We start from the raw sequence: 26,739 nt of genomic DNA on the forward strand, positions 1-26,739 counted from the left end.
ATAAAAAAGCTTCCGATAAAATCGGAAGCTTTAACTTTATTTGATTATGGGTGAATATATGTTAAGCCTGCTGCACTCAATGTTGCAGTATTAGGTCCAGTCGGAGATGAGAAACCCATACCGCCTTGTGTGATCGTGATCGTATTATTTGATGCGTTATATGATTGTACGTAAGCTACGTGGCCATAAGTAGAATCTGCATTCCAAGTGCCAACTGATTGACCTTGTGCAAAACTAACGATTGCGCCAGCAGCTGGCGTACCATCTACTTGGAAACCATCAGCTGCTGCTGATGCGCCCCATTGACAACCATTTCCCCAATAAGTTCCAGCCCATGGTGCAACATTTTTTACATACCATGTACATTGACCAACAGCGTACATATTACCTTCGCTTGTATGATCCACTTTTCCGCCAGTAGTTGGTGCAGGAGTTGGTGTTACTGCAACATCTTCTTTAGAAGATGAAGTATCTACTGTTGATACTTCAGTTTTTTCGGCTGCTGAAGATGACGTTTCTTCTGCCTTACTTGATGATGAAGATACTTCAGTAGATGATGATGATGGTGTAGTACTTGAGCTTTCTTCTGTTTTGCTTGATGTTGAAGATGCTTCAGTAGCTGCTTCTGCTGCGGCTTTTGCTTGAGCTGCTTCAAAGGCTTTTTGAGCTTTTGCTGCTTCTTTTGCTTGGCGTGCTTCTTCTGCTTTGCGTGCTTTTTCAGCTTCTTGCTGTTGTTTCAAGATACGAGCTTGTTCGGCTTTTGCTGCTTCTTGTTGTTTCTTCAACTTAGACTTATCTTGTTCTGCTGTTGCTTGTTCTGCAGCATAATTAGCTTTGACAACATTCAATTCAGCTTGTTTATTAGCAATTTCATTTTTTTGTGTTTCTAATTTAGCTTGGTTGGTTTTTACTTCAGCCACTTTTGCTTCATTATCTTTCACTTTTTGTTCTACCGATTTTTCATCTGCTTTTTGCTGTTCCATCAATGAATGGTTAGCTTTTACCATTGTAGACATTGCTTGCACACGGCCGACAACGTCGGATAATGAATCTGCTTCTAAAACTGCTGAAACATAGTTAGAGGCTTGTCCTTTAACTTGTGTATCACGAGCTTGGCTTTTGATTACTTCATTACGTTTGGCGATACGAACTTTTAAAACAGCAATTTTATCTTGCAATTTCATTGTGTCTTGATTTAATTGATCTTGTTTCGCTTCTAAAGTTTTAACTTGATCACTAACAGTAGCAATTTCATTTGTCAATTCATTGATTTGTGTTTGAACGTCGGATTGTTTTCCTTGTAATTCGCTGATTTTTTGATCTTTTTCTTGAATCTGTTGATCATAAGTATCTGCTAATACAATATTCGGGACTGCTGATACAGCGATTGTGCATACCAACAACGCTGATAGTAAACTCTTTTTCACTAATTATTTCCTCCGGCTAATATATAAATTTAAAATAATTTCTCTCATAATGTCAGAAGTAATTCTATCATAAGCATATATCATGCAGATAAAAGAAATGTTACAGTTATATTTCAATATCGTTTTTTATTCATTTTGAGTCTTATACGAACTTAAGGATGCCTTTATTTTTATTCCCATTTGACTAAAAAATCAGATTTTTTTTTACAACTATACTAGTTTGCATCGCTTCTCATTATAAATATCAGTCTCAAAAAGAGCATATTCTTGGGTTCTACTTCTATTATCACGTAAAATTAGATTAAAAGAAAAAGGAGGAAACGGGATGCGTTGGCGAGGAGATCGACAAAGTACAAATGTAGAAGACCGTTCAGGAGGTAACAGTCGACCGGTGGGGAAAATTGCAACTGGCGGCGGATTGGGTGTCATTTTGATTGCAGTTATTTTCTTTTTTATCTCAGGTGGTGATCTGAGCACTGTAACTGATACTTTAGGTGGGGGAATCACTCCTGCATCGTACGAAACTAAAAACGTTACTTCAAAAGAATATACCGAACAAAAAGAGTTTGCAGCGGTTGTTTTTGCACACCTAGAGGATTATTGGAACCAGGAATTTGAGTCACGAAATGAAACCTATCAAAATCCTAAACTTGTTTTATTTACTGACAGTGTCAATTCAGCTTGTGGACAGGCAACTTCCCAAGTAGGACCCTTTTATTGTCCTGCGGATCAAAACGTATATTTAGATTTGAGTTTTGCTGAGGAATTATCAACGAAATATGGTGCGACTGGTGATTACGCCATGGCTTATGTCATCGCTCATGAGGTAGGCCATCACGTTCAAAACCAATTAGGGATTACCGAACAGCTAGACAAAATTCGGAAAAGAGTATCAGAAACCGAGTACAATCAATATAGTGTTCGTTTAGAGTTACAAGCAGATTATTTAGCTGGTTGTTTTTCTAAATATTTAGCGGGTCAAACCTATCAAGGTCAGCCAATTTTAGAAGAAGGTGATATTGAAGAAGCAATTACCGCTGCTAACGCTATTGGGGATGACACCTTGCAAAAAGAATATCAAGGCTATGTTGTACCTGACAGTTTTACTCACGGTACGAGTCAGCAACGTGTCGATTGGTTCAAACGTGGATATAAATATGGTGATTTAGAACACGGAAATACCTTTAATGAAAAGAATCTTGATTTAGCTACTGCAGCTTAACCAACCGTATCACCCGAACAATTGCTTTACGGCGCTGATTTCCCTTATACTCCAGCGAAAACGATTCAAAATATGGCGCAAAAAATCGAAGAGACTTCCTTATTTTCATCTGAAAAAAAAGAATTACTTTTTTACAAAAATACACAAGCACTTTTAGAAAAATAAAAGACAAAAATAAGGCTATCCTCTTAATGAGGTAGCCTTATTTTTTAATTTCTTTGTTTGAAACAATAGGCAAAGTGATACATCAGTGTCCATAAAGCAGACCAGCTTCGAGGATCTTTTTGAGTTAATTTATGAATACGCTCGATTCGATAGTTCAATGTATTACGATGGATTTGTAACTGATCAGCCCCGGCTTTGACATTCGTACTGTTATTAGCAAAAGAAACAATCGTTTCATAATATTCATCATAGATAGCATTGACCTTTTTTAACAGTACTTGATCAAGTTCAATTGGAAAATCAAACAAATGGGCAAAGTAAACATCCTCAGTAAAAAAAGTATGATCAAAAGGTATCTGAGAAAATTGTAAATATAAAAAAGTATTTTCGACGTCTCTCATAGAACGACTTAAATTTAAGCTATCGGAACTGACAATAATTTTAGTAGATTGAGTCTTTACTTCAACTTCTGCATCAATAAAAATCAAAAACTTTTTTCGCCATTCAAAAAGTTCATTTAAAGGAAAAAGCGTTCTTAAAATTTGTTGTTCTGTTGCCAAAACACAGCGATTGGGTCGTAATAAATTGATACCATAATTTTCTAAAGATCGTCTTTCTAGTTCTTCACCGTAAGTACCTTCCGCTAAAAAAAGATCTTTTATAAAATCTGTCCGCTGTTGTTTCTTTTTTTCTTTCTTGCTGAATTCGTTCAATTCTTCTATTAATAGTAAAACAATCGATTTGACTAATTTCGTAAAAGGTCGTACCTCTGCTGGATCGCCCGAAATTCCCACTACTCCCAATAATTCGCCATTCAAAATGATGGGTTCATTCGTCCCACGTTTTTCCAAAGACGTATCTTTAAAAATCTCGACCATAGCTTTCTGTTTGATTGCACGCTCCGCTCCACGGTGACGCTCCCCGATTCGGTGGTTTTTACCGCTAGCAATAATATATCCATGCTCATTCATAATATTAATATTATAAGGGATATCTGCCATCAACTTTTTGACAATTAAGTTGGCCTGCTCTGTTGTCAATAAATTACTCATCGTTTACCCGTCCTATGAAAATGATTTACTTTCATTGTAACCCATTTCATAGTCCTTTGACTTGCTCAAGCATTCAGTACACGGACAATATTTTCAACCGTCCGTTCCAAATTGCTCTCACCATCTTTCAATGCTTCTTCCAGTGAACTTGCCTTAGCTAAAATACCAAAAATCGCAGTCATTCCTTCGTCATAAAGGACTTCGACTTGTTCGCCGATATAACCGGCACATGCAAAGACTGGTTTTTCAAATGTCTTAGCTACCTTTGCAACTCCGTAAGGGGCTTTACCAAATTTGGTTTGAAAGTCCATGCCACCTTCACCAGTGAAAACATAATCTGCTTGTGCGATTTTCTCAGTCAACTTCGTTAGTTCAATGACCAAATCAATTCCCGAACGCATACTAGCATGGGTAAAAACTAACAACCCTGCGCCTAAACCACCCGCTGCTCCAGCTCCTGGTCGATCCTTGATGCTAATTTTTAATTCCTTTTGAATAACTTCCGCATAATGAGTTAGATTTTCATCCAATAATTGGACCATTTCTGGTGTTGCCCCTTTTTGCGGACCGAATACAACTGATGCCCCAGTTTCTCCCACTAATGGATTGGTCACATCACTGGCAATAATGATTTCTGTTTGTTTGATACGGGGATCAATATCAGCCACATCAATCGATGTTAATCTAGAAAGCGCACCACCGCCGACAGACAGTTCATCCCCATGCTCGTCTAGCAGATGAACGCCCAAAGCCTGAGCCATTCCCGCACCACCATCATTGGTCACACTGCCCCCAATACCGATAATAATTCTCTCCACACCTTGGTCTAAGGCAGCTTTGATCATTTCGCCTGTCCCGTAAGTTGATGTGATTAAAGGATTTCTTTTATTTTCTGATAACAACTCGATGCCATTCGCTTTAGCCATTTCCATGACTGCAGTCTTTTTATCCGCTAGCAAGCCATAGTAAGTTGCTACTTTTTCTGTTGGTATCGGACCAGATACTTCAATAGCAACTCGTTCACCGCCACTTCCATCAACCAATGCGTCAACAGTTCCTTCACCACCATCCGCCATTGGAACATGAATGATTTTAGCTGCTGGCATTACTTTATGAATGCCTCGTTCCATTGCTTCACAGGCTTTTTTTGCACTCATACTCTCTTTAAAAGAATCAGGTGCTAATACAAATGTTTTTTCCATCATGAATTCTCCTTATTTCAAAATAAAACCATATAAAATAGTAGCTACAATCGTCATAACGCCACCCACACAAAATTCATATGGAATAACTTTCATTCGTTCCTTAATCGACATGTGCATGCTATTGGCTGTAATATGAAAATAATTCCCCTGTGGTACGCTATCGATCACTGTCGCACCCGTATGAACCATTACAGCTGCCGCTAATGGCGCTGTTCCGGTAGCTAAAATAGCATTGCCGAAAGATCCAGTTGCTAATATGACCGCAGTTGACGTAGAACCGACAGCTAAGCCCATTAATATACCAGAAATCGGCGCTAAGAAAGTACCTGAAATTCCAGCGACTGAAATCAAATGAACTACTTGTTTCGAAAGATCTGATACAGAAATCAAACCGGCAATTGCTCCTGCTCCGATTAAAATCAACACAGTATCTGTTACTCGGTAAATTCCGGCTTTAGAATACTCTCTAATTTGATGGACATGTCCCATTGCGATAGTGCCAACGATTGAAGCAAACGGTAAAATATACATAGCATCTATTTTTAGCTTAGCTAAAACTTCGATATGCAGCATCGTACCAATCGGATTGATCAATAACAAAACAATTGATAAAACAGGTGCAATCAATGCTTTATTCAATGGCATCAATTGTTTTTCTTTACCTTCTTCGATATCACTATCTTGAACCATGATTCCTTTCTTCTTGATCAAACTAGCGATCACAACTGCTGTAATCAATCCACAAACAGCTGGAATAAAACCAGCGATCATGACACTGCTCAAATCTAATTTGAAACCATTAGCTGCAGCAATCGTATTCGGATTTGGTGAAATGATATTGCCTGCTTTTCCCCCACCCGATAGCGCGGTCAATAATGCTAGTTTACTAATACCTGTTTGTCTTCCTACAGACAGCGCAATTGGTGCCACGATCAAAACAGCCACTGGAATAAATACACCTACTGCAGTAATAATCATCGTCGACAACGCCAAAGATAAAATTGCTTTGTTGGCCCCTAATTTTTTTACGATGGCATGAGCAATCGATTCTGCTGCTCCAGATTCCATCATAACACCAGCTAGCATTCCAGCTGCTAACACCCGAATAGCAGTCCCCATGATACTTTGGGTTCCTGCAACTAAAATATTGACCGTATCACTTAATGAAGCACCACCCAATAAACACCCAACAATCGCTCCTAAAAATAATGAATAAACCGGATTCATTTTCTTTAAAATCAAAAAAATAGCGAAAAGTAATCCAATAATTGCTGCATACCACGGTACTGTAATGTCCGGCATGTGAATCATCTCCTTTAATTTTGTTTACGTTTTCATTCTACCGATTTCATTTATAAATAAAATTGTTAGATTCACAGTATTAATTGTGCAAATGCACAATTAAAAACAATCTTAAAGCAAATAAATTGCTTTCATTTTAGGATTTCGTATACTATAAGCCAAACTAAAAAAGCAGGTGATCTTATGTATGTTGTCAAAGTCCTACATGGTTACATTGGTAAAGAAGGTCAAAGAACTCGTGAAAAAGACCCTGAAAAACTTTGGGTATTCCAAAGTAAACAAGAATCCGATCAATTCGCTGAAAAAATTGGTGGTCACAGTCGACATGTCTCTAAAATCAGAAAAGACTAGCCTTTATCATAGTGATTTAACGCTGTACCTTCATAAACGATGAAGGTACTTTTTGAGCAGATCGATTTTAAAACGAAGACTTCCATAGTAAGGTTTAATTATCTTAGAATACTTAAGGAGGAATTTTCAATGCCTTGGAATATGCATGACTACCCCGTTTCAATGAAAAATTTAGACCCTTTGATTCGTAAAAAAGCAATCGATATCGCCAATGCCTTGTTAATTGATGGTTACCCAGACGAACGAGCTATCCCTATTGCAATCAGTCAAGCAGAAAAATGGTGCAAAGATGCTTCGAGGGATGAAAAAAAAGCCTTTCAACAAACAGCAAATCCACAAAAAAATGACTCCCATGAAAAAAATAAAAATGCTCAAAAACTAATGAATGCAGATATATTGGTAAAATACGAAGACGACCATTGGAGTGTAATTTCTGATGGCGCAGATCAAGCGAGCGATATTTTCGATAATAAAGAACCTGCTATCGAAAGGGCCAAAGAAATCGCCAAAAATAAACAATCTTCCGTAAAGATTTACAAGCAAGACGGAACAATTCAACAAACATACAATTATATAGACTCCTAAATGCATAGGATTTTAGCGCGATAAACAGACCAACATAATTTGTTTATCGTGCTATTTAGCTTGCAAAAACTAATTTTTTAAAAGTAGTTAAACATGCTGAATAACACATTTTTATTAGGGAAAACACTAATGTAAAACTACTATTTTCTATTCTTTTAAATTATTTTCTATTTAATAGTTTACAAACTCACAAGATAAAGGTATATTGTACTAGAATAATAAAAGTAAAATTTACTACAAAGGAGTTTTACCATGAAAATCAATTATGATTCCAAAGAATACTTAGATACCGTTGATGCTTGGTGGCGTGCTGCAAACTATATTTCTGTCGCTCAAATGTATTTGAAAGACAATCCCTTATTAAGACGACCAATCAAAAAAGAAGATGTTAAAACGCATCCAATTGGTCATTGGGGAACTATTGCTGGTCAGAACTTTGTCTATGCTCATTTAAATCGCGCAATCAATAAATATGATTTAAATATGTTTTATATTGAAGGTCCTGGTCATGGCGGTCAAGTGATGGTCTCTAATTCTTATATCGATGGTAGCTACTCAGAAATTTATCCCGAATATCCAGAAAGTGAAGAAGGCTTAAAAAAACTATGTAAAATTTTTTCTTTCCCAGGTGGTATTGCCTCCCATGCAGCTCCTGAAACTCCCGGTTCTATTCACGAAGGTGGAGAATTAGGTTATGCCTTATCACATGCAACTGGTGCTATTTTAGATAATCCAGATGTGATTGCAGCAACTGTTGTCGGTGATGGTGAAGCGGAAACTGGTCCTTTATCAGCTGGTTGGTTTTCTAATGTATTTATCAATCCAGTCAATGACGGAGCTGTTTTACCCATTCTTTACTTAAATGGTGGCAAAATTTCTAACCCAACGATTTTATCTCGTAAATCAGACGAAGAATTAACAAAATACTTTGAAGGCCTTGGCTGGAAACCTTATTTTGTTGAAGGAACAGATCCAAAAGCAGTCCATCCAATGATGGCAAAAACGTTAGATGAGGTTATCACTGAAATCAAAAAAATTCAAACAGAGGCTAGAAAAGCAAGTGCTGATGAAGCAGTTATGCCACATTGGCCAGTGATTATTTTCCGTACGCCAAAAGGCTGGACTGGTCCAGATACTTGGGATGGCGAACAAATTTCTGGTACTTTCAGAGCACACCAAGTTCCGATTCCAGTAGATTCTGAACATATGGAACATATCGATCAATTAGTTAATTGGTTAAAATCATATCGACCTGATGAATTGTTTGACGCAGCTGGAAAAATTACTGATGAAGTAAGAGCATTATCACCTAAGGGAAGTAAACGGATGTCTACTAACCCTATCACCAATGGCGGAATTAATCCTAAATCGATGAAGATGCCTGACTGGAAACAATATGCGATCGATACCACTACACCAGGTGCAGTGATTGCTCAAGACATGATCATATTTGGCCAACAAGCACGAGATATGATTTCTGAAAATCCAGACAATTTCCGTATTTTTGGTCCTGATGAAACAAAATCAAATCGTTTGAATAAAATCTTTGATGTTACAAATCGTCAATGGTTAGAACCTAAAAATAGTAATGATGAATGGCAATCTTCAGCTGGTCGCGTCATCGATGGACAACTTTCTGAACACCAAGCTGAAGGTTTCTTAGAAGGTTATGTCTTAACTGGCCGTCATGGTTTCTTCGCTAGTTATGAATCATTTTTACGCGTTGTTGATTCTATGTTGACACAGCATTTCAAATGGATGCGTAAAGCCAGTGCACATGCTTGGCGCAAAAAATATCCAGCCTTGAATATTATGGCTACATCTACGGTTTTCCAGCAAGACCACAACGGTTATACACACCAAGATCCAGGTGTATTGACTCATTTAGCTGAGAAAAAACCTGAATTTATTCGTGAGTACTTGCCAGCAGATGCGAATAGCTTGATGGCAGTCATGGATAAAGCAATGCAAGATGAACAAGTAATTAACTTGATCGTTTCCAGCAAACAACCTCGTCCACAATTCTACTCTGCAAAAGAAGCAGAAGAATTAGTCGCAGAAGGTTTGAAAGTAATCGATTGGGCAAGTACAGATAATGGCGAAGAACCTGACGTAGTCATCGCAGCAGCTGGTACTGAACCGAACTTAGAAGCTTTAGCTGCAATCTCATTGTTAAATAAACAATATCCAGAGCTTAAAATTCGTTTTATCAATGTCGTTGATTTATTAAAATTGCGTCATCCAAATGTGGACCCTCGTGGATTAAGTGATGCCCAATTCAATGATTTGTTCACTACTGATAAACCAATAGTCTTTGCTTTCCATGGTTATGAAGGAATGGTCAAAGATATTTTCTTTGATCGCGCGAATCATAATCTGCATATTCATGGTTATCGTGAAAACGGTGATATTACTACTCCATTTGATATGCGTGTCTTCAGTGAGATGGATCGCTTCCATCTAGCGCAAGATGCTGCCAATGCAGTGTATGGCTTGAAAGCGCAAGACTTTTCAACTAAAATGGATGAAACGCTACAATTCCATCATGATTATATTCGTTCAGAAGGAATTGATATTCCAGAAGTTGAAAATTGGAAATGGGAAAATTTAAACAAGTAATACTAGTCTTAAAAAAGCCTTGATGTTAAAACATCAAGGCTTTTTATTCACTATTAGTAATATACAAAGGAGGACTCTTCATGGAACAAACATTGGTCATCATAAAACCTGATGGTGTAAAAAGAAAGTTGATGGGAAAAATTATTCAACGTTTTGAAGATCGTGGACTTATTATTAAAAAAATGTCATTAGAAACCTTATCTGTAGCTATCGTTAAAGAACATTACGCACATTTGAAAAATGAACCTTTTTTTGATAACTTAGTCGATTATATGACGACTGGTCCTGTTGTTTTGATGATCCTTGAACAAGAGAATGTGATTCATTTGATTCGGACGATGATTGGGAAGACCAATGCCTTAGAGGCGGCTCCCGGAACGATCCGAGGCGATTTTTCAATTGACTCGACCCAAAATATCGTTCATGCTTCTGATTCCAAAGAAGCCGCTCAAATAGAAATCAATCGTTTCTTTCCGCAAAAATAAGTATAAATAAAAGAGAATTTCAAGAATGTTATTCTTGAAATTCTCTTTTATTCTCCCATGAGCATCAAAAGACAGATTCTTGTTCTTTCACGATTTTGATCCCCATCTTAGATTGATTTCTTTCTACTTGACTACTTCTTGAACATCTTTAGACAGCTGTTCAATCAATTGTTGGCCTTCTGCTTGCGTAGTATTATTATTTGTTAAAACAGCCATTGTATAATCTTTTCCAGCAATTACTACATGTCCGATTGAATTTACGATCCATCCTGCTTCATCATATTGTAACCAACCATTTTTTAATTGTGAATCTTCACTTACCGCAGAGATCCCCCAATTTTGATCACTTTCAACGTTCCCCATTAAATTTTTTATATACGCTATATTTTCTTGATTCAAAAAATCATTTGAAAAGAAAATTTCATTCAATAACTTGATTTGATCCGTTGCTGTGGTAGTTGAGGTTCCCCATGCAGTCAAATCTGGTGAACTATGGCGCATCTTCAATGCTTTGAATAATGGCGCAGTACCATTGTAGCCTTCTAATTTATTGGTTAATAAATATGTAGTCGCCTCATTGTCGCTTTGTTCGATCATTGACTGCATCAAAGTCCGTTCCTCATCTGAGACCGTTAATTGCTTTGTTTGTTCTAAATGTAATATCTGGGCTAAAATGGAAACTTTAATGATACTAGCTGTATAAAACGGATTATCTTGTGTTTGATGGGTTAATTTATACGTATGATCATCTGCTTTACTATACAATGCAATATCAACATTTGTGTCCTGATAATTTTTCAATGTTGCTTGCCAACGTTCTGTTAAATCCGTTGATTTCTGTTTCATCATTTTTTCCTTTTTCGTCTCTTTTTGATCCTCTTTGGATTCACTGGTTTCTTTTTGAGATTTTGACCAAAAATTAGTTCCTATTTGATGATTCGCAATACTGTTGATACCGACGAATAAACAAATGAATACTACCCAAAGAGCAAAAAGACGTTTAAAAAGTACTTTATCTATCCGTTTATAAGATATATTCAAATAATAAAATAAATATAGCAGAAACCCATTGATTGAAATGAAGCTTGCGCTAACTTTCAATAATGGAATCTTACTAATAATTAAATAGAAAATCCAGGTTAGCGTGAGGACCAACCAAAATAACAAAGCTTTCTTCAATAACTGACCTTTTTTTAAATGACGTTGTTTATTTAGAGCAGTCAGTCCAACTAAAACTAAGAAAGCGACTATTAAACCTATACTAATGAACATTTGTAACGACCCTTCTTAAAATATCTTTTAAATAATACAATATTTTTTATAAAATAAATATAATAATTATAAGAATATTTCAGAATACATCGTTTTATCAAAAATAATTAACAATTGTTTCTCTCTCATTAAGCACAATTTTTCACTATAAATTGATCATTGAACTTTGATTCCATGAACATTTTAGTTGCTTCTAAATTTTTGCATTTTTAATAATTGTTCACTTAAATAATCGTTACTAAATAAAAAATCTATTAATAATAATCGATGATAATTCCAACAATAATACCTAAGCAAACAACGCAAAAAATCATTTTTAATATAAAAGTTTTTTATTTTTGTTTTTTTCTTTCCAGAGTTATACTTATTTTATGGAGGTGAAATAAAATGGAAAGAAGATCAGGATTTAGTTTTCCGTATTTCCTATTAGGAATTTTATTCATTTTAGTATCTCTTGCAGCATTCAAAAATCCAGAAAGTAGTTTGTTAGCTATTGTTTATATTTTTGCTTTATTGGCTATTTTCAAAGGAATTTTTGAATTATTTGTAAGACGTAAATTGCATGAATTTACGAATCAAAAGTCTACAATGTTGATTATCGTTGGGATCTTTGATTTACTAATAGGTATTTTTCTATTCTTTAATGTTACTGCCGGGTTGATTGCATTACCTTATGTGTTTGCAATATGGTTTATTGTCGATTCAATCGTGGCCCTAGCTGAATCTAGTATTTTTCGAGAACGTGGAACAGGATTTTACTGGTTTAATCTAGTAATTAATATTCTTGGAATCATTTTAGGATTCATGTTGCTATTCAATCCAATCACATCTGCGTTAACATTAGCTTTTTTAGTTGGATTTTACTTTATGATGATCGGCATCTCATTTATTGTTTATGCCTTTTAAGACAAAAAAACCTTCTCTCAAATGAGAGAAGGTTTTTTATTTATTTTTCTTTATCTTCTAAATTCCTAGTCAGATGTTCCACTGCTTGTGTGAGCTCAGAAACTTTTGCATGTAGTTCTTCAATCTCAGAAGATTTCTTTTTTTTATTTGTATTTCGATCCTTGAAGTAATTTGTAATCGTTGACGTTAACATACCGATAAAACCAATTCCAAAAAGCATTGTTATCGCAGCAATAAATCTACCCAGATCTGTTTTTGGAACGATATCACCATAACCTACTGTCGTCATTGTTACTAAACTAAACCAAATGCTATCTTTATAGCCAATACTTTCTGCAATACTGTAAAATCCGCTACCGACAAAAATGATGCACCCGCTAGCATATAATGCGTAAATAAATCCATTGCGGTATAGAATACTATTTTTGTTATGACCTAGTTTTGCTAGCAAATTAACAATACGAAATAGCCGATTGGCTTTTAATAAAAAGCCACCATTCAAAAAATTCAACGGAATGATTGCCAATAAATCAAAAATATTATCTATAAAATACTTCTTTTTATTTGTGGCCTTAAAAAGACGAACCATGTAACTAACAAAGAAGAAGAGCAAGATGCACGTATCCATTTGACGATACGGAAATTGATTGATATCAATTATTCCGGCCAAACTAAGGATGAATAATAAAATCCAGAAGAATGTTAAGACAAAATCACCAACAAGATATAGCTGGTGCCTCCACCTCTGATTCAAATACCTCACTCCTTTGCATTCTTAACTATGAAATACTTTAAACAAGCTAGCGATTATCGCCCTCTCGATAACAGATACCCAAACCTTTTAAAAAGTTACGCATATATTTATCGCCACATGGTTTGAAATTACGGTGTCCTTCTTTTCTTAAAATCGCTCCTAATTCAGCTTTTGATGGATAAACACCTGCTTCGGCAAAGATAGTCAACATATCATCGCTAGTTAAAAACAAAGCGATCTTCAATTTTTTCAACAAAATATTATTGATGTGTTTGATTTCTTTACTCTTAGGTGCTAGCTCTATCTCAGGTTTATTTTTTTGCGGTCCTCTTTTTAAAGTGATGAAACCATTCAAAAAAGAGTCTAAGACTTGATTATTGATCGGTTTCAGATATACATTGTTTTCATCCGGCGGTGTTTCTTTTTCTTTTGTCAGCATCGCTTTAACTTCTTCTCGTGTCACTGTCATCCCACCGAGTTCAAAAGCTTTGATCAGATCCTGATCCTTGATATCTACTGCATACCTCAAGCGTAACAAGCGATCATTATTGTTCATATGGTCTCTCCTATCAGTCCAATTTATTAGCATTCATTTTTATTTTTTAAGAAAATCATCCTGCTTATCCATCATACAACTTCTTTTTCTATAAGGAAATGTTTTATAGCTCTACTCACCGATTCTACTATTTTTAATTTATAAAAAAACATGCTATGCTAAATTTAGTAGCAAAAAAAGCTTTAATTAAGATTTTTTTTGTAATAACAGAAGAAAATAAGATAAACGCGAGGTATTTTAAATGAAAAAAGTTTTGATTGTTGGTGCAGGTATAGCCGGTCTTTCCGCCGCTGTGAGATTACAGTACCTCGGTTATGAGGTAGAAATCTACGAAAAAGACGGACAACCTGGTGGTAAAATGAATCAACTAAAAGTTGATGGTTTTACTTTTGATATGGGGCCAACAATTGTTATGATGCCTGAAGTTTATCGAGAAGTATTTAGCTTTTGTCAACGTGATCCCGATGAATATATTCCAATGGAAGTATTGGATCCAATGCTGAATCTCCATTTTTCTAAAGAGGATATCCTCCCTATTTCTAGTGATTTTGTCAAGCTTACTAAAACATTAGAATCTATCTCAGAATCTGATGCACAAGGGTATTTTAAATTTTTAGCGGATATTTATAAGCGTTACCTTATTGCTAAGGACCATTTTTTAACGCGATCATTTCGTGGTTTTTGGGACTTTTATAATCCAAAATCATTATGGGCTGGATTGAGATTACGAACTTTTAATAACGCTTATTCGTCGATTGCTAGTTTTGTTAAAGATGAGCGTTTACGAAAGTCTCTAGCATTTCAAACATTGTACATTGGCGTTTCACCTTACCAAGGGCCTTCTTTATATACTATGATTCCCATGATCGAACTTTTTTACGGTGTTCATTTCATGAAAGGCGGTATGTATACACTCGCTAAATCATTGGCCCGTCTATTTCAAGAATTAGGTGGTACGATCCATTATAATCAGCCCGTTGAAGAAATCTTGATTGAAAATAAAATTGCAACTGGGCTAAAAATTGATCAAAAAATCATACCTGCTGATGCTATTATTTGTAATGCGGATTTTCCCTACGCGATGAAACATTTAATAGAAGAAAAGAAACGTGGAAAATATACTGATAAAAAAATCGATAGTCTGGAGTATTCTTGTTCTTGTTTTTTGATGTATTTAGGATTAGATAAAGCCTATGAAGGCGATAGCCTGCATGATATCTATTTTGCAGAAGATTTCAAAAAGAATATTGATGACATATTTGAAGCTGGGCAATTGCCGGATGATCCTTCTTTTTATCTGTATCAACCGACTAAAAAAGACTCTAGTTTAGCGCCAGCAGGAAAACATATTTTATACGTACTTGTTCCTGTACCTGAATTATCAAAGTTTTCTGATTGGACCGAACCAACAAAGGCTGACTATCGAAAGAAAATTTTGACATTGTTAAAAGAAAAAATTGGATTTGACGATATTGAAGAATATATCGTTTCAGAGACATTGTTTACACCAGAAGATTTCCAGCAACGTTTCAACGCTTACAATGGGGCAACTTTTGGTTTAAAGCCCACGCTAAAACAAAGCAATTACTATCGTCCGCATAATAAATTTGATTATGCAGAAAATCTTTATTTTTGTGGCAGCAGTACGCATCCCGGCGCAGGTGTTCCGATCGTGATGCAAAGTGCCAAACTAGCCGTCGAGGAGTTGATAAAAGATGGCCACTGATGTAAAAAAAGCCTTCGTAGACTATCAAACGGATTTTGACGTTTGCGAAAGTATTATCAAAAAACATTCAAAATCTTTTTATGCTGCTTTTTCACAATTACCTGAAGAAAAAGCAAAAAGTGTTTATGCTATTTATGCTTTTTGCCGCTTAGCAGATGATGCGATCGATGTTCAAAAAGATCCTGAATTATTGCAAGAATTGCGTTCTGAACTAACTGATTTTGATCAGGGACACATTCCTAACAAACCTGTATGGCGTGCGCTTTCGGTTGTCTTTCACACATTTGAGATGGATATCACCCCTTTTTATGACATGCTAAGTGGTCAAAGTATGGATATCCAATTTATTCAACCCGAAAGTTACGAACAACTATCCCGTTATTGTTACTATGTGGCCGGTAGTGTCGGTTTGATGCTACTGCCGATCCTTTCAACAAATTCAGCAGCTATCCAAATTCCCGCAAAGCAATTAGGAGAGGCCATGCAATTAACTAATATCTTAAGAGATATTGGCGAAGATTTTACAGATGATCGTATTTATCTCCCCAAAAAAATGATGAACCAGTATCATGTTTCAACTGCTGATTTAGCCACCCATACTCTCTCAACTAATTTTATTCAGCTCTGGGAGGATTTAGCAGTCAAAGCGGAAAATTTGTATCTTGCGTCATTAAAAATGATGCCACAAATCGACAAAGATTGCCGTCAAGCACTCTTATCCGCTCTTTTTATTTATCGAGCGCAATTAACTGAGATTCGCAAAAACAATTATGATGTTTTTCAAGGTAAAACGACCATCAGTAATTTAAAAAAGATCCAATTGATTAAGGAAGTAAAAAAATATTTACAGGAACTCACATTAGCAGAATTATAATCAGAAATAGAAAAAGCCTCTTCCTAGGAAGGAGCCTTTTCGTTATTATTGATAAACATTGATTAATTCTTGCAATTTTACTTGGGCAGCACTATCCTCAGAAACTTGAAAATCCATTGTTGGAGGATACTCCATTTGAGTCCCTTGATCATTGTATTCACCAAAACCAGTATTCGTACTTACAGGTGTCCCATTTCCAGTCTTTAATTCGTAAACCACACCGTTATCACCTAATAAATATTTACTTACCGGCTTTGACCAATCCATTTTGGCTGAATAATTTGTTGCAAAAGAATCTGCAAACAATTCTTGTTTCCCAATACTACCATCTTTAGCGGTGTAGAAGACACAGCCACCGATGGCATGGATCGCAAACGAACCAAACCCTGGATAACCGTTGTTTTGAACTTGAACTTGTCCATCTGGAGTATTTGCATACCAATCACCCTTACCCGCTGCACCATGATCAAAATACCAATCACTCACTGCCATGTTCCCTATTTCAGCGCGTTGTCCTGCCCATGTTAAGAACGCATTGGTGATCTGCGTTTTTTGATTATCATCTAACACAATCGATGTATTTTTTGCAGCTTCTGTCTGAGTACTACTTTGAGACTCAATAGAAGTGCTTGATTCACTTGAAACGCTTGAGTTACTTGAGTTACTTGTTGAAGTTGAAGCTGTTTCTGAAGTTTCTTTAGAACTTGATGAAGTACTTTTGACAGTAATACTATCTTTTGCTTTAGTATCTGTTTGCTGCTCTTTTTTTGTCGAATGACAACCCACTAAAAGTACTAACGAACATACCCCTAACAAAAAGACTGTTATCTTTTTCATTGATTTTATCCCTCCGAATAGTTTGCTCTTTATACAGTTAGATTATAGCACTAATTAAACTAATAATTTGACTGATAGAGACATTCTCAAATCAGACGGACTTGTTTAATTTGTAAGCGCTGATCTTATATATATATAATAATTACCACATAGTTTATACTGATTATAATAATAGTTTTAGAGGAGCTGAAAAAGATGTTTCAACAAAAAAAAATTTATAAAAGCATGGAAAATCGTAATTTCACGGCAGAAAGTTTGCTCAAAGAATTAGAGGATTTAAAATTATTTAAATTTGATGAGGTTTCTTTTACGGGGTTAGCACTGAATATTGAAATGTTAGTACCTCAATATTTAAGAGATGATAATTTCAATCTAATTGAGGTTCAAGGTGGGTTAGCTAAAAAGACCTATGCATTATGGTTTCATGATTTATCGTTAGCAATTGATATTTTTAATCATTTTGTTGATTATACGAATGATCATTTCAATGACTATTTACGAGAAGCAAAACAATATCAAGCTGACACGGGGAATCCTCCTTCTTCACCTGAATACAAAGCTTATTTTGAACAAGGTAATAGCATGTATTTTCATGATGTACTCCATAGTGTTTTTGATCTTTCTAGAAAAATCGATCTTAGCGTAGAAGATTTTAAAGAAGCATTAGAAGCAGATGGAATAGATTCCTCTCAATACGTTTTACCTACAAAAAAAGTATTTAATACTCATCTTTAATTATAATTGGTCTATTAAATCTTATATAAAAGTCCCAACTATGATTACCTAGAGTAATGATAGTTGGGGTCTTTTTCATTTTTTTAGACTTGTTTTTTATAGTGGATACTATTCCTAACTTTGATGAATTTTGTCGGAAATTAAGACACGATTGGCTACAATACTCTTCTAGTATTCGTTTATCATGAACTTAGCCACAAAAATCGAGGAGGAATGAACAATGAGTTATTTAAAATCTGCAGTCAAATACAGTGCTGCTAAAACAGTCACTGATAAAGCTTTTGGTAAAGGGATGCTTTCAACTGTAGCTGCCGCTTCACTGGTCAAAAAAAGCAATTCACGAGGAAACGCACGTAAGGCGGAGAAATAACTGATTAAAAAAAGACCCCCGATAATTACTTTCGTGGGTCTTTTTTCTTCTTCTCTTTTTTATAGATAAACACTAACAAGCTGATTAACACAACAATACATATCAATAAAATAATGGTCGGTTTACTGATTCCTTGAATCAGAGTATCTCCCCCGCAAGCATAAAGAATAGATGACGGAATACTCCCAACAATGATAGATAGAATAATTTCTCTCATCGGTAATTTCAATGTTTCAGCTGTAATATTAATCACTGAAGTTGGAATGACTGGAATCATGTACCCTAACATCAACCCTATTCTGGGGTGTTTCAACTCTTTTATAGATTGAATCCAGTGATTTGTTTGTTGCTTTTTATCAAATAGTTTAAACTTGCTCATACAATAAATTGCTATAGCATTTCCAAATGTATTTCCAAAAATATTGATCATTGATCCGATTAAAGGTCCAAAGCTAAGCCCTGCTATTACACCGACTACAGAGGTAGGAACTCCTGGCACAGCACACATTATAGTTGTTAAGCCAATCAATAAGAATGCTGATAATGCTCCGTGTGATTGGATCTCGTGCACAAATTTTTCTTTACTGGCTCGTGGATCTATAAATAAATGAATGTCTTGCTGATACTGCAAATACAAATGATAGCCTAAAATAATTATTAGAATAATACCAAAACCAATCAGGAGTGCTTTCACTCGTTGTTTGTTCAAATCATTCACCCACTTTATTTATCAAGTATACAGATATTCACAGTGAAGGACGAGCAAAAACAAGAAGTTATTAGCTATTTCAGATTCACATCTATTGCCATTTAGTAGCTTTGTTGACTAAAAAAACTATCATTATTTGTGGTAGGGTTCATTATTATTAATTCTAAACGTTCGATAGATTTGTTCGACTAAAATCAGACGCATCAATTGATGTGGATAGGTCATTTTACCAAAAGATATTTTAGTATTGCTGCGTTTTAACACTTGATCACTGAGGCCTAATGAACCGCCAATTACGAAAACAAATTGACTTTTCCCACTTGTTTGAAGGCTATCTAATGTAGCTGCGAATTCTTCACTGCTTGGATTTTTACCATTGATCGCTAAAGCAAAAACATATTCTTGTTCCTTTATTTTAGCTAAAATACGTTCTCCTTCTTTTTCTTTCACTTGAATCATCTCAGCCTCGCTTAATTTTTCAGGCGCTTTTTCATCAGCTACTTCAATCAAATTGATTTTGCAATATTTAGCTAACCGCTTTGTATATTCATTGATTCCTTGAACCAAATATTTCTCTTTTAATTTTCCAACTGTAATAATTTTGATATTCATTTTCTACTCCTATAATCGTTAAATTTTTTTCTTTTCCTATTAATAATTCACACTTATCCACTTTTTCGTGTTCCTTAAAAAGATTATCCGCTACTTTTCCACGTACTTATTCACACTAATCACAGGTTTATCCACAGATAGATAAATGGAAAGTTCTTATGTTATAAGTTTTCATCAGACAAACACATGTTTTCCACTTGTTTATCCACTTTTTCCACAAAGTTGTTAATAACTATAATTTATCCATCAACAACGTTTTTCCTAAGTTTTCCACCAAACTTGTGGAAAAAATAAAATATTCTGTGATATATTTTTTCCTACAATCCTTTTTCATAAAAAAATCAAATCAGTATAGTAGACTTAATTTATAAGATAATACTATACTCAATATAACTTAATTTATAGTAGAGGTGGAGGAAATTATGGTAAGAAAAGATATTACACCCAGACCAAAAAGATCCGCTGGATTTTTAAAACGATTTGGTATTAGTTTACTTGGCGGTGTCCTTGGGGCTGTATTAACGATTGGAATTTTTTATGTTGCGAATGGTTCACTGCTATCTCCTAATAGTCAGACAGCTAGTGGCTCTCCTAGTGCCGGCAGTACCAAAGTAAGTAATATGAAAGTTGATGTGAATTCAGATGTTACTGAGGCCGCTAAAAAAGTTCAAGGGGCGGTTGTTTCAGTCATCAATTTACAAAAACAACAACAAACACAAAGTGGTTTAGGCGGATTTTCTGATATTTTTGGTAACGACAGCGACAGTGATAGCAATTCTTCATCTAGTGATAACAGCGATTTAGAAGAATCTTCTGAAGGTTCTGGTGTTATCTATAAAGTTGAAGGCAACACTGCATACATTGTTACGAATAATCACGTAGTCGAAAATCAAGATGGGCTTGAAGTTTTATTAGAAGATGGCACAAAAGTGAAAGCCTCTTTAGTTGGTACAGATTCTTATACTGACTTAGCCGTATTGAAAGTTGATTCTGAAAAGGTCTCTGGCATTACTGCTGCTACTTTTGGTGATTCAAGTAGTCTAAAAGTTGGGGAACCTGCAATTGCATTAGGATCTCCTTTAGGTTCTCAATATGCTAACTCTGTCACTTCAGGAATTATTTCTTCGTTGAATCGTCAAGTAGTCAATCAAAACGATGACGGTCAAACAATCAATATTAACGCAATCCAAACAGATGCGGCGATCAATCCAGGTAACTCGGGTGGTCCATTAGTAAATATGGCTGGTCAAGTAGTCGGAATCAATTCTAGTAAGATCGTTCAAACAGAATCCAACGTCAGTGTGGAAGGAATCGGTTTTGCCATTCCAAGTAATGATGTAGTCAATATCATCAATCAATTAGAAAAAGAGGGTAAAGTCATTCGTCCAGCTTTAGGAATCTCAATGGCTAATCTTTCTGATCTTTCAACAGAACAATTAAGTGAAATCATCAAAGTACCAAGCTCTGTCACTCAAGGTGTCGTGGTTGCAAGTGTTCAATCTTCAACTCCCGCCGCTCAAGCAGGTTTGAAAAAATATGATGTAATCACAAAAATTGATGATACCGATATTACAACAGGTGTGGAATTACAATCTGCGTTGTACAAACATAAAGTTGGAGATACTGTAAAAATCACTTATTATCGTCAGGATAAGAAAGAAACTGTTTCTGTTAAATTAACTTTAGATTCTAGTTCATTAAAATCAACTACAACGACCCAACAAGGAAATAACAACTAAGAAATGAAAAAATCCGTTGAGAGAAATGCTCTCAACGGATTTTTTTATTTACCTACTTCAAATTTTTCTCCTGTTTTCGCATCTGCTGCTAAAACTAAGATTCCTTTTTTCTCAGGTGCATTCGGCAAATGTAATTCTTTGGCTGAACAGATCATACCAAAACTTTCTACACCGCGGAGACTACCTGGCCAAATAATTTGTCCATCCGGCATCATCGCACCTGGTTTTGCGACAACAACTTTTTGGCCAGCTTCAATATTTACAGCTCCACAAACGATTTGTAATGTATTACCGCCATCTACTTCTGTCTCAGTGATATGTAAATGATCTGAATCAGGATGATCCACACAGGTTTTCACATAACCAACAACAAATTTAGGCGAAAGATCCGCAACTAAACGTTCTTCATACCCAGCTGTTTTTAGTTGTCCATTTAATACTTCGATGTCGTTCTCACTAAGTTCTACTTGACCATTTCCTTGAATCGTTAAATAATCAGAAACATTGAAAAAGTTCCAAGCAACGGTCTCACCGTCAACTGTTTGGATACGCGCTACCGCACCTTTTCGTTCTGTTTTATTTTCTTTATTTTCATCGTTTTTGACGATCACCATCAAAGTATCGCCGACATTTTGTTTATTGTATGCAAAAATCACGTCTTTACCTCCATCTATAATCCTCTCGTATCTTAACAAATACTACGGGTCATTTGCATGAGATTTTTTTCATTTCTACTAAAAAATACGGATAGTTTCATTAGAAGTTTATCTAGTATATAGTTATTTTTTTCCAAATAAAAAGCCGGACAAGCCAGCTTTTTATTCCGCACTCGGATGTACCACTAACACATCACATGTGGCTTCTTTAATTACATAACTAGCGACACTACCTGTCATGAATCGTTCAGCCGCATTCAGTCCTGATTGACCGACCATCACCAAATCAACCTGATATTTTTCCGGCAATGTCTTAGCCATTGCTTCTTTTGCTGAACCATAAGCAATGACACCTTCGATTTTTTCATAACCAAACTCTTTACCAATTTGTTTACAATCCGCGATCAATTCTTTTGCATCTTCTGTTAATAGATCCATGATATTTTCATTCAATGGTGAATAACTCATAAAGGTATAAAATTGATGATCGATCACATTGGCTACGTATACCGTTCCATCATTTCTTTTGGCAACCGCCAATGCTTTTTTGAATGCTTCGATTGCTTGATCACTACCATCGATACCCACTAAAATATTTTTATATGATTGTGTAAACATAAGAATTGCCTACCCTTCTACTCGTTGTAAGAAGCCAGCGATTTCGTCTTTCGTTTTACGATTTTTATTTACCAAACGACCTAATTCTTTGCCATCGTCTACAACCACAAAACTAGGGATCCCAAAAATACTCCATTCTGCTGCTACATCTATATATTCATCACGATCTACTTGGATGAATTGAAATTGGGGAAATTCTTCTTCAATCGCAGGCATTTGTGGTTTAATAAAGTTGCAATCTCCACACCAGTCTGCGGTGAAAAAGAACACATTTTTTCCGACTTGCGCATAGTTAGCTAACTCTTCAATACTTTTTGGGATAATCATTTCTTCACGACCTTTTCTTTTACTGTCTTAATTATACACGTTTCTCAGTTTTTGAGAAAGAAGCGACACTCATTGTTTATCAACCTCATTGATCTTATTCTATGTTAAAATAAAGCGTACACATACAAGAGGAGGATCGCACTATGGAACAAGCAAAAAAATTTATGCAAGGTCTGATGTTTGGTTCGGTACTCGGTTTAGCCGGTGGGATCGTTGCACATCATTATTATCGTAAACAGCAAAATATCTCTCCTGATAAAATTTTAGATCAAATCAAAACGGAATTTTTAAAAGAAGGACCGATCGAAGGGTCTTGGATTTCTTTTGATACAGAACATTTACAAAAATTCGCTATTTCAATGGACGTTCTTTCTGGTGGAATCACTCGAACTGAAGACGAACAGCTAGTTGCTTATGAATTTAAAGCCGATGCTAAGACTGGCGCTGTTTTACAGATCGAACGTATCATTAATGAATAATGAGAGAAATAAAAAGTTGCAAACGTTCTATTTTTGTAACTTTTTTATTTTATTTAAAAATATCCTATTGAATGGTCTTTTTAATAATTACAAAAATAACATTCTGAATCTTTATGATTGTTACCATAAAAAAACGAGTACGCTAAGCGTACTCGTTTTTGATTTACTCGTTTTATTTTACTAAACGATAGATCGCATCTGCATAAATCACTGCAGAATTCAAAATATCTTCAACAGACATATATTCATTAGCTTGGTGCATTGTGTCTTCAAATCCTGGGAATTGAGCACCATAAGCTACGCCACGTTCTAGTAAACGACCAAATGTTCCGCCGCCGATCACCATTTCTTCACCTTTGATACCTGTATGATCTTCAAAAGTATCCAATAGAGTAGCTACCAATGGATCATCTGCTGGTACATAGTGAGGCAACATGTGATGTCCACCCATTGTTACATTTACATCTGAACCGAATAACTCCGTTAATTTTGCTTGGATTTCTTCAGCAGTTGTACCTTTAGGGTAACGGAAGTTTAACGTGATATGGTTGTCGTTATCTTGACCATCTTTAAACGTAAAGATTCCGGCATTCATCGTCAATTCGCCCATTTTTTCATTGTTGAAGGCTACGCCGAGTTTTTTACCATAGACATCTTCATGGATATGTTTCGCACTATTTTCGATAAATGCTTTCGCACCATTTTCGAAGTCATAGTTATCTAAGAAGACAGCCAAGAATGTACCTGCATTCGTACCTAGTTGTGGGCTTGCTCCGTGAGCAGCTTTTCCGTCTAAATTAAATTTGACGGTCGTACCAGTTGCTTCAGCAGTACCCTTAATTGGATTTTTTTCAACAAAATCAGCAAAGTCTTTTGCTAATTGTTCTGCTGCAGCTGAGTCAGCAACTTTTACTTCAGCAACTGCATTGCCTGGAACCATGTTTTCACGTAATCCAGCTTCAAAGTTTACTAATACATAAGATGTTCCATTTGTACCATCAAAATGAGGGATCATTGTAACATTCCCTTTTTCACCATTAATGATTGGGAAATAAGCATCTGGAGAGAAACCAAAATCAGGTTTTTCTTCATGTTCGAAGTAGTAGTCCATATCTCCCCAGCCGCTTTCTTCATCAGTACCGAAGACAAAACGGATTTTTTTAGAGATTGGCAATCCTAATTCTTTAATGATTTTAACTGCGTAGTAAGCGGCAACTGATGGGCCTTTGTCATCGCTTGAACCACGTGCATATAATTTTCCATCACGGATTTCTGGTTCATAAGGATCTGAATCCCAACCATCACCTGCAGGGACTACATCTAAGTGACCGAAAATACCTAAAGTTTCATCGCCGTCACCATAGTCAAAATGTCCTGCGTAATTATCAACATTTTTAGTTGTGAAGCCATCGCGTTCAGCGATCTCTAACATTTTTTCTAATGCTTCGACCGGTCCTGGTCCGAATGGTGCTTCTTTTGTTGCTTTGTCGTCTTCACGTTCACTCTTGATACGTAATAAAGTGAATAGATCTGCTAACAGATCCTCTTTGCGCGCTTCGACTTCTTTTTTAAAATCGATTGTCATTGAAAGATTCCTCCTTTAATTTAACCCACTATAATGATAGCATTCTCCGGACCAGAATAAAAATGAAAACTCTTTAAGAAAGCTGACGACAGGCTCTCCTTTTTATCTTATAATAAAAACAAATAACCGGATTTAGCCGATTATTTATCTAATAATCAGACTTAATGAAAGTAGGTATCCAAATGGTTCAAATGAACATAGAAATTTTATCCAAAGTGATTACACAGCGTCCTGAAATTTCTCATAAAGGTACCTTTGGCCGAGCCGTTTTGATTGGAGGAAACCGCCAATATGGCGGTGCAATCATCATGAGTGCGGAAGCTTGTATCAAGAGTGGCGCTGGCCTTACGACGGTCATTACCGCAGAGAAAAATCATACTGCCCTTCATACTCGATTACCAGAGGCGATGGTATTGGATTTTTCTGAAATAGATGCCATCAAAAAAGTATTGGAATCTGCTGACGTTATTTTGATTGGTCCGGGCTTAGGTTTAGAAGAACCTGCTTTGTCGTTGTTAAAACATATTCTAGCTGTACAAAGCGCAAAACAATGGCTCGTCATCGACGGCTCTGCGATTTCCCTATTCAGTAAACATGCATTGCTTCTTCCTTATCCCGAACAAACTGTTTTCACACCGCATGAAGCGGAGTGGTCTCGTTTAAGCGGCTTAGCATTGACTGACCAAACTGAGGAGAATAATTGCAAAAAGCAAACTCTATTAGGCGCAAAAATTGTATTGAAAAGTCATAGGACTACTCTTTATGATAAATCAATTGCTTACTATCACAATCCACTAGGAAATCCTGGAATGGCGACCGGCGGCACTGGAGATACTTTAGCTGGAATAATCACTGGATTGTTAGCTCAGTTTGAGCAAACAATCGATACGATTGGAGCTGCTGTTTATTTGCATAGCTTGATTGGTGATGAATTATATCAAGAAAATTATCTTGTCTTACCTACTTCGATCAGTGCTGCTTTGCCTTCCTATATGAAACGATATACCGAAAGGAATTAATTATGGAAAAATACCCTGGTTACATACGCAAACCATTCTATTATGAAACAGATAAAATGGGCATTATTCATCACTCAAACTATATTCGCTGGTTTGAAGAAGCCCGTGTCGATGCATTAACTTTTATGGATTGCCCGTTTGAAAAAATTGAAGCTGAAGGCATCATGATCCCTGTATTAGGTGTGAGCTGCGATTACAAAGAAATGGTTCGTTTTGGGGACGAAGTCATAATCAAACCCTCTGTAACCAAATATACTGGTACACGTTTAGATTTTGAATATCGCGTCTACAAAGCTGAAAAATTAGTCACAATGGGGACTAGCCAGCATTGCTTCATGTCTTATGAAAGTAATCGCTTGATTCAGTTGAAAAAGACCCACCCCCATCTGCATAAACTATTTTTGGATTATTACGAATCGACTAAAGAAGAAGCATAAACCGATTCATATGAAATATACAAAGAGACCTGCAAATTTTGTGAACTCAATTTGCAGGTCTCTTTATTTATTTCGCTCAAAAAGAAAGTACATTATCTTTTTACTCTGTTTCTAT

The 26,739-nt window shown here is 35.8% G+C and carries 28 protein-coding genes; 14 read left to right on the forward strand and 14 right to left on the reverse strand.

The annotated features are described in order from the left end of the window. Positions 1-44: 44 nt before the first annotated feature. Positions 45-1,427 (reverse strand): CHAP domain-containing protein, encoded by a 1,383-nt coding sequence (locus tag ACKTSC_RS10775; RefSeq protein ID WP_407857591.1) that lies wholly within the window; start codon positions 1,425-1,427, stop codon positions 45-47. 325 nt (positions 1,428-1,752) lie between these two features. Here ACKTSC_RS10775 and ypfJ point away from each other — a divergent pair, with 325 nt between their 5' ends. Continuing rightward, positions 1,753-2,649, forward strand: a complete 897-nt coding sequence (gene ypfJ / locus ACKTSC_RS10780) for a KPN_02809 family neutral zinc metallopeptidase (protein ID WP_407857592.1) — start codon at positions 1,753-1,755, stop codon at positions 2,647-2,649. Positions 2,650-2,858: 209 nt separating this feature from the next. Here the strand turns inward: ypfJ and ACKTSC_RS10785 are convergent, their stop codons facing one another. The 3 genes from ACKTSC_RS10785 to ACKTSC_RS10795 form a co-directional block, all read right to left on the reverse strand. Next, positions 2,859-3,866 (reverse strand): CdaR family transcriptional regulator, encoded by a 1,008-nt coding sequence (locus tag ACKTSC_RS10785; RefSeq protein ID WP_332580965.1) that lies wholly within the window; start codon positions 3,864-3,866, stop codon positions 2,859-2,861. Positions 3,867-3,931: 65 nt separating this feature from the next. Then, entirely contained in the window at positions 3,932-5,068 is a 1,137-nt protein-coding gene (locus ACKTSC_RS10790; RefSeq protein WP_332580966.1) for a glycerate kinase family protein, read from the reverse strand. 12 nt (positions 5,069-5,080) lie between these two features. After that, positions 5,081-6,373 (reverse strand): GntP family permease, encoded by a 1,293-nt coding sequence (locus ACKTSC_RS10795; protein ID WP_332580967.1) that lies wholly within the window; start codon positions 6,371-6,373, stop codon positions 5,081-5,083. A gap of 183 nt (positions 6,374-6,556) precedes the next feature. Between ACKTSC_RS10795 and ACKTSC_RS10800 the strand changes: the two genes are divergently transcribed. The 4 genes from ACKTSC_RS10800 (at position 6,557) to ndk (ending at position 10,413) form a co-directional block, all read left to right on the forward strand. Next, on the forward strand, positions 6,557-6,724 hold the full coding sequence (locus ACKTSC_RS10800; RefSeq protein ID WP_169818192.1) for a hypothetical protein: 168 nt from the start codon (positions 6,557-6,559) through the stop codon (positions 6,722-6,724). A gap of 129 nt (positions 6,725-6,853) precedes the next feature. Continuing rightward, positions 6,854-7,309 carry a DUF2188 domain-containing protein gene (locus ACKTSC_RS10805; RefSeq protein ID WP_407856325.1) on the forward strand — a complete coding sequence of 152 codons (456 nt, stop codon included), beginning with the start codon at positions 6,854-6,856 and terminating at the stop codon, positions 7,307-7,309. 252 nt (positions 7,310-7,561) lie between these two features. After that, a complete protein-coding gene (locus ACKTSC_RS10810) occupies positions 7,562-9,928 on the forward strand; it encodes a phosphoketolase family protein (protein WP_407857593.1) in 2,367 nt (788 codons plus the stop codon). Positions 9,929-10,008: 80 nt separating this feature from the next. Continuing rightward, a complete protein-coding gene (ndk, locus tag ACKTSC_RS10815; RefSeq protein WP_407857594.1) occupies positions 10,009-10,413 on the forward strand; it encodes a nucleoside-diphosphate kinase in 405 nt (134 codons plus the stop codon). A 123-nt stretch (positions 10,414-10,536) separates the two neighbouring features. Here the strand turns inward: ndk and ACKTSC_RS10820 are convergent, their stop codons facing one another. Next, entirely contained in the window at positions 10,537-11,685 is a 1,149-nt protein-coding gene (locus ACKTSC_RS10820) for a serine hydrolase (RefSeq protein ID WP_407857595.1), read from the reverse strand. A gap of 387 nt (positions 11,686-12,072) precedes the next feature. On the opposite strand from ACKTSC_RS10820, the gene ACKTSC_RS10825 reads away from it, so the two are divergent. Beyond that, positions 12,073-12,591 carry an HdeD family acid-resistance protein gene (locus ACKTSC_RS10825; protein WP_332580975.1) on the forward strand — a complete coding sequence of 173 codons (519 nt, stop codon included), beginning with the start codon at positions 12,073-12,075 and terminating at the stop codon, positions 12,589-12,591. A 40-nt stretch (positions 12,592-12,631) separates the two neighbouring features. On the opposite strand, the gene ACKTSC_RS10830 is transcribed toward ACKTSC_RS10825, so the two are convergent. Together ACKTSC_RS10830 and ACKTSC_RS10835 are read right to left on the reverse strand one after the other, a co-directional pair. Then, entirely contained in the window at positions 12,632-13,354 is a 723-nt protein-coding gene (locus ACKTSC_RS10830) for a potassium channel family protein (RefSeq protein WP_407857596.1), read from the reverse strand. A gap of 37 nt (positions 13,355-13,391) precedes the next feature. Further along, positions 13,392-13,901 carry a YehS family protein gene (locus ACKTSC_RS10835; protein ID WP_407857597.1) on the reverse strand — a complete coding sequence of 170 codons (510 nt, stop codon included), beginning with the start codon at positions 13,899-13,901 and terminating at the stop codon, positions 13,392-13,394. Between the two features lie 241 nt (positions 13,902-14,142). Here ACKTSC_RS10835 and ACKTSC_RS10840 point away from each other — a divergent pair, with 241 nt between their 5' ends. Together ACKTSC_RS10840 and ACKTSC_RS10845 are read left to right on the forward strand one after the other, a co-directional pair. Next, on the forward strand, positions 14,143-15,627 hold the full coding sequence (locus ACKTSC_RS10840) for a phytoene desaturase family protein (RefSeq protein WP_407857598.1): 1,485 nt from the start codon (positions 14,143-14,145) through the stop codon (positions 15,625-15,627). Beyond that, the gene (locus ACKTSC_RS10845; RefSeq protein WP_407857599.1) at positions 15,617-16,501 is read left to right on the forward strand and encodes a phytoene/squalene synthase family protein; all 885 of its coding nucleotides are present in this window, start codon (positions 15,617-15,619) and stop codon (positions 16,499-16,501) included. The genes ACKTSC_RS10840 and ACKTSC_RS10845 overlap by 11 nt, the downstream gene beginning before the upstream one ends. Positions 16,502-16,546: 45 nt before the next feature. Here ACKTSC_RS10845 and ACKTSC_RS10850 read toward each other — a convergent pair whose 3' ends face one another. After that, the gene (locus ACKTSC_RS10850) at positions 16,547-17,338 is read right to left on the reverse strand and encodes a hypothetical protein (RefSeq protein WP_407857600.1); all 792 of its coding nucleotides are present in this window, start codon (positions 17,336-17,338) and stop codon (positions 16,547-16,549) included. A 195-nt stretch (positions 17,339-17,533) separates the two neighbouring features. Here ACKTSC_RS10850 and ACKTSC_RS10855 point away from each other — a divergent pair, with 195 nt between their 5' ends. Further along, positions 17,534-18,073, forward strand: a complete 540-nt coding sequence (locus ACKTSC_RS10855) for a hypothetical protein (RefSeq protein ID WP_407855016.1) — start codon at positions 17,534-17,536, stop codon at positions 18,071-18,073. Between the two features lie 220 nt (positions 18,074-18,293). After that, positions 18,294-18,443 carry a hypothetical protein gene (locus ACKTSC_RS10860; RefSeq protein WP_332580982.1) on the forward strand — a complete coding sequence of 50 codons (150 nt, stop codon included), beginning with the start codon at positions 18,294-18,296 and terminating at the stop codon, positions 18,441-18,443. Positions 18,444-18,468: 25 nt separating this feature from the next. On the opposite strand, the gene ACKTSC_RS10865 is transcribed toward ACKTSC_RS10860, so the two are convergent. Both ACKTSC_RS10865 and rlmH read right to left on the reverse strand, forming a co-directional pair. After that, entirely contained in the window at positions 18,469-19,152 is a 684-nt protein-coding gene (locus ACKTSC_RS10865) for a TVP38/TMEM64 family protein (protein ID WP_407857601.1), read from the reverse strand. Positions 19,153-19,284: 132 nt separating this feature from the next. Continuing rightward, complete coding sequence (gene rlmH / locus ACKTSC_RS10870; protein WP_332580984.1) at positions 19,285-19,764, reverse strand: 23S rRNA (pseudouridine(1915)-N(3))-methyltransferase RlmH; 480 nt, start codon at positions 19,762-19,764, stop codon at positions 19,285-19,287. Between the two features lie 422 nt (positions 19,765-20,186). On the opposite strand from rlmH, the gene ACKTSC_RS10875 reads away from it, so the two are divergent. Next, positions 20,187-21,503 (forward strand): S1C family serine protease, encoded by a 1,317-nt coding sequence (locus ACKTSC_RS10875; protein ID WP_407857602.1) that lies wholly within the window; start codon positions 20,187-20,189, stop codon positions 21,501-21,503. Positions 21,504-21,547: 44 nt separating this feature from the next. Here the strand turns inward: ACKTSC_RS10875 and ytpR are convergent, their stop codons facing one another. From ytpR to ACKTSC_RS10890, 3 genes are all read right to left on the reverse strand, one after another. Continuing rightward, the gene (ytpR, locus tag ACKTSC_RS10880; RefSeq protein WP_407855026.1) at positions 21,548-22,159 is read right to left on the reverse strand and encodes a YtpR family tRNA-binding protein; all 612 of its coding nucleotides are present in this window, start codon (positions 22,157-22,159) and stop codon (positions 21,548-21,550) included. Positions 22,160-22,321: 162 nt separating this feature from the next. Beyond that, complete coding sequence (locus tag ACKTSC_RS10885; protein ID WP_407857603.1) at positions 22,322-22,777, reverse strand: universal stress protein; 456 nt, start codon at positions 22,775-22,777, stop codon at positions 22,322-22,324. Between the two features lie 9 nt (positions 22,778-22,786). Beyond that, positions 22,787-23,104 carry a thioredoxin family protein gene (locus ACKTSC_RS10890; RefSeq protein ID WP_407855027.1) on the reverse strand — a complete coding sequence of 106 codons (318 nt, stop codon included), beginning with the start codon at positions 23,102-23,104 and terminating at the stop codon, positions 22,787-22,789. Positions 23,105-23,247: 143 nt separating this feature from the next. Here ACKTSC_RS10890 and ACKTSC_RS10895 point away from each other — a divergent pair, with 143 nt between their 5' ends. Further along, positions 23,248-23,583, forward strand: coding sequence for a hypothetical protein (locus ACKTSC_RS10895; RefSeq protein WP_332580989.1), 336 nt, complete (start codon positions 23,248-23,250; stop codon positions 23,581-23,583). Between the two features lie 172 nt (positions 23,584-23,755). On the opposite strand, the gene pepV is transcribed toward ACKTSC_RS10895, so the two are convergent. Further along, positions 23,756-25,168: a dipeptidase PepV gene (gene pepV, locus ACKTSC_RS10900; protein WP_332653625.1), complete on the reverse strand. Its 1,413-nt coding sequence runs from the start codon at positions 25,166-25,168 to the stop codon at positions 23,756-23,758. 182 nt (positions 25,169-25,350) lie between these two features. Between pepV and ACKTSC_RS10905 the strand changes: the two genes are divergently transcribed. Both ACKTSC_RS10905 and ACKTSC_RS10910 read left to right on the forward strand, forming a co-directional pair. Further along, positions 25,351-26,187 (forward strand): NAD(P)H-hydrate dehydratase, encoded by an 837-nt coding sequence (locus tag ACKTSC_RS10905; protein WP_407857604.1) that lies wholly within the window; start codon positions 25,351-25,353, stop codon positions 26,185-26,187. A 2-nt stretch (positions 26,188-26,189) separates the two neighbouring features. Continuing rightward, positions 26,190-26,624 carry an acyl-CoA thioesterase gene (locus ACKTSC_RS10910; RefSeq protein WP_332653626.1) on the forward strand — a complete coding sequence of 145 codons (435 nt, stop codon included), beginning with the start codon at positions 26,190-26,192 and terminating at the stop codon, positions 26,622-26,624. Positions 26,625-26,739 lie beyond the last annotated feature (115 nt).

Origin of the sequence: Enterococcus hailinensis, assembly GCF_045862035.1 — a bacterium.
Taxonomy (GTDB): domain Bacteria; phylum Bacillota; class Bacilli; order Lactobacillales; family Enterococcaceae; genus Enterococcus_A; species Enterococcus_A hailinensis.

Coding starts and splice junctions, on each gene's coding strand:
- ACKTSC_RS10850 (WP_407857600.1), bottom strand. CDS start 17,338: ATGAAAAAGATAACAGTCTTTTTGTTAGGGGTATGTTCGTTAGTACTT.
- ACKTSC_RS10875 (WP_407857602.1), top strand. CDS start 20,187: ATGGTAAGAAAAGATATTACACCCAGACCAAAAAGATCCGCTGGATTT.
- ACKTSC_RS10860 (WP_332580982.1), top strand. CDS start 18,294: ATGAGTTATTTAAAATCTGCAGTCAAATACAGTGCTGCTAAAACAGTC.
- ACKTSC_RS10910 (WP_332653626.1), top strand. CDS start 26,190: ATGGAAAAATACCCTGGTTACATACGCAAACCATTCTATTATGAAACA.
- ACKTSC_RS10885 (WP_407857603.1), bottom strand. CDS start 22,777: ATGTTTACACAATCATATAAAAATATTTTAGTGGGTATCGATGGTAGT.
- ACKTSC_RS10795 (WP_332580967.1), bottom strand. CDS start 6,373: ATGCCGGACATTACAGTACCGTGGTATGCAGCAATTATTGGATTACTT.
- ACKTSC_RS10825 (WP_332580975.1), top strand. CDS start 12,073: ATGGAAAGAAGATCAGGATTTAGTTTTCCGTATTTCCTATTAGGAATT.
- ACKTSC_RS10810 (WP_407857593.1), top strand. CDS start 7,562: ATGAAAATCAATTATGATTCCAAAGAATACTTAGATACCGTTGATGCT.
- pepV (WP_332653625.1), bottom strand. CDS start 25,168: ATGACAATCGATTTTAAAAAAGAAGTCGAAGCGCGCAAAGAGGATCTG.
- ACKTSC_RS10845 (WP_407857599.1), top strand. CDS start 15,617: ATGGCCACTGATGTAAAAAAAGCCTTCGTAGACTATCAAACGGATTTT.
- rlmH (WP_332580984.1), bottom strand. CDS start 19,764: ATGAATATCAAAATTATTACAGTTGGAAAATTAAAAGAGAAATATTTG.
- ACKTSC_RS10790 (WP_332580966.1), bottom strand. CDS start 5,068: ATGGAAAAAACATTTGTATTAGCACCTGATTCTTTTAAAGAGAGTATG.
- ACKTSC_RS10890 (WP_407855027.1), bottom strand. CDS start 23,104: ATGATTATCCCAAAAAGTATTGAAGAGTTAGCTAACTATGCGCAAGTC.
- ACKTSC_RS10855 (WP_407855016.1), top strand. CDS start 17,534: ATGTTTCAACAAAAAAAAATTTATAAAAGCATGGAAAATCGTAATTTC.
- ndk (WP_407857594.1), top strand. CDS start 10,009: ATGGAACAAACATTGGTCATCATAAAACCTGATGGTGTAAAAAGAAAG.
- ACKTSC_RS10805 (WP_407856325.1), top strand. CDS start 6,854: ATGCCTTGGAATATGCATGACTACCCCGTTTCAATGAAAAATTTAGAC.
- ACKTSC_RS10835 (WP_407857597.1), bottom strand. CDS start 13,901: ATGAACAATAATGATCGCTTGTTACGCTTGAGGTATGCAGTAGATATC.
- ACKTSC_RS10800 (WP_169818192.1), top strand. CDS start 6,557: ATGTATGTTGTCAAAGTCCTACATGGTTACATTGGTAAAGAAGGTCAA.
- ypfJ (WP_407857592.1), top strand. CDS start 1,753: ATGCGTTGGCGAGGAGATCGACAAAGTACAAATGTAGAAGACCGTTCA.
- ACKTSC_RS10785 (WP_332580965.1), bottom strand. CDS start 3,866: ATGAGTAATTTATTGACAACAGAGCAGGCCAACTTAATTGTCAAAAAG.
- ACKTSC_RS10905 (WP_407857604.1), top strand. CDS start 25,351: ATGGTTCAAATGAACATAGAAATTTTATCCAAAGTGATTACACAGCGT.
- ACKTSC_RS10820 (WP_407857595.1), bottom strand. CDS start 11,685: ATGTTCATTAGTATAGGTTTAATAGTCGCTTTCTTAGTTTTAGTTGGA.
- ACKTSC_RS10895 (WP_332580989.1), top strand. CDS start 23,248: ATGGAACAAGCAAAAAAATTTATGCAAGGTCTGATGTTTGGTTCGGTA.
- ACKTSC_RS10840 (WP_407857598.1), top strand. CDS start 14,143: ATGAAAAAAGTTTTGATTGTTGGTGCAGGTATAGCCGGTCTTTCCGCC.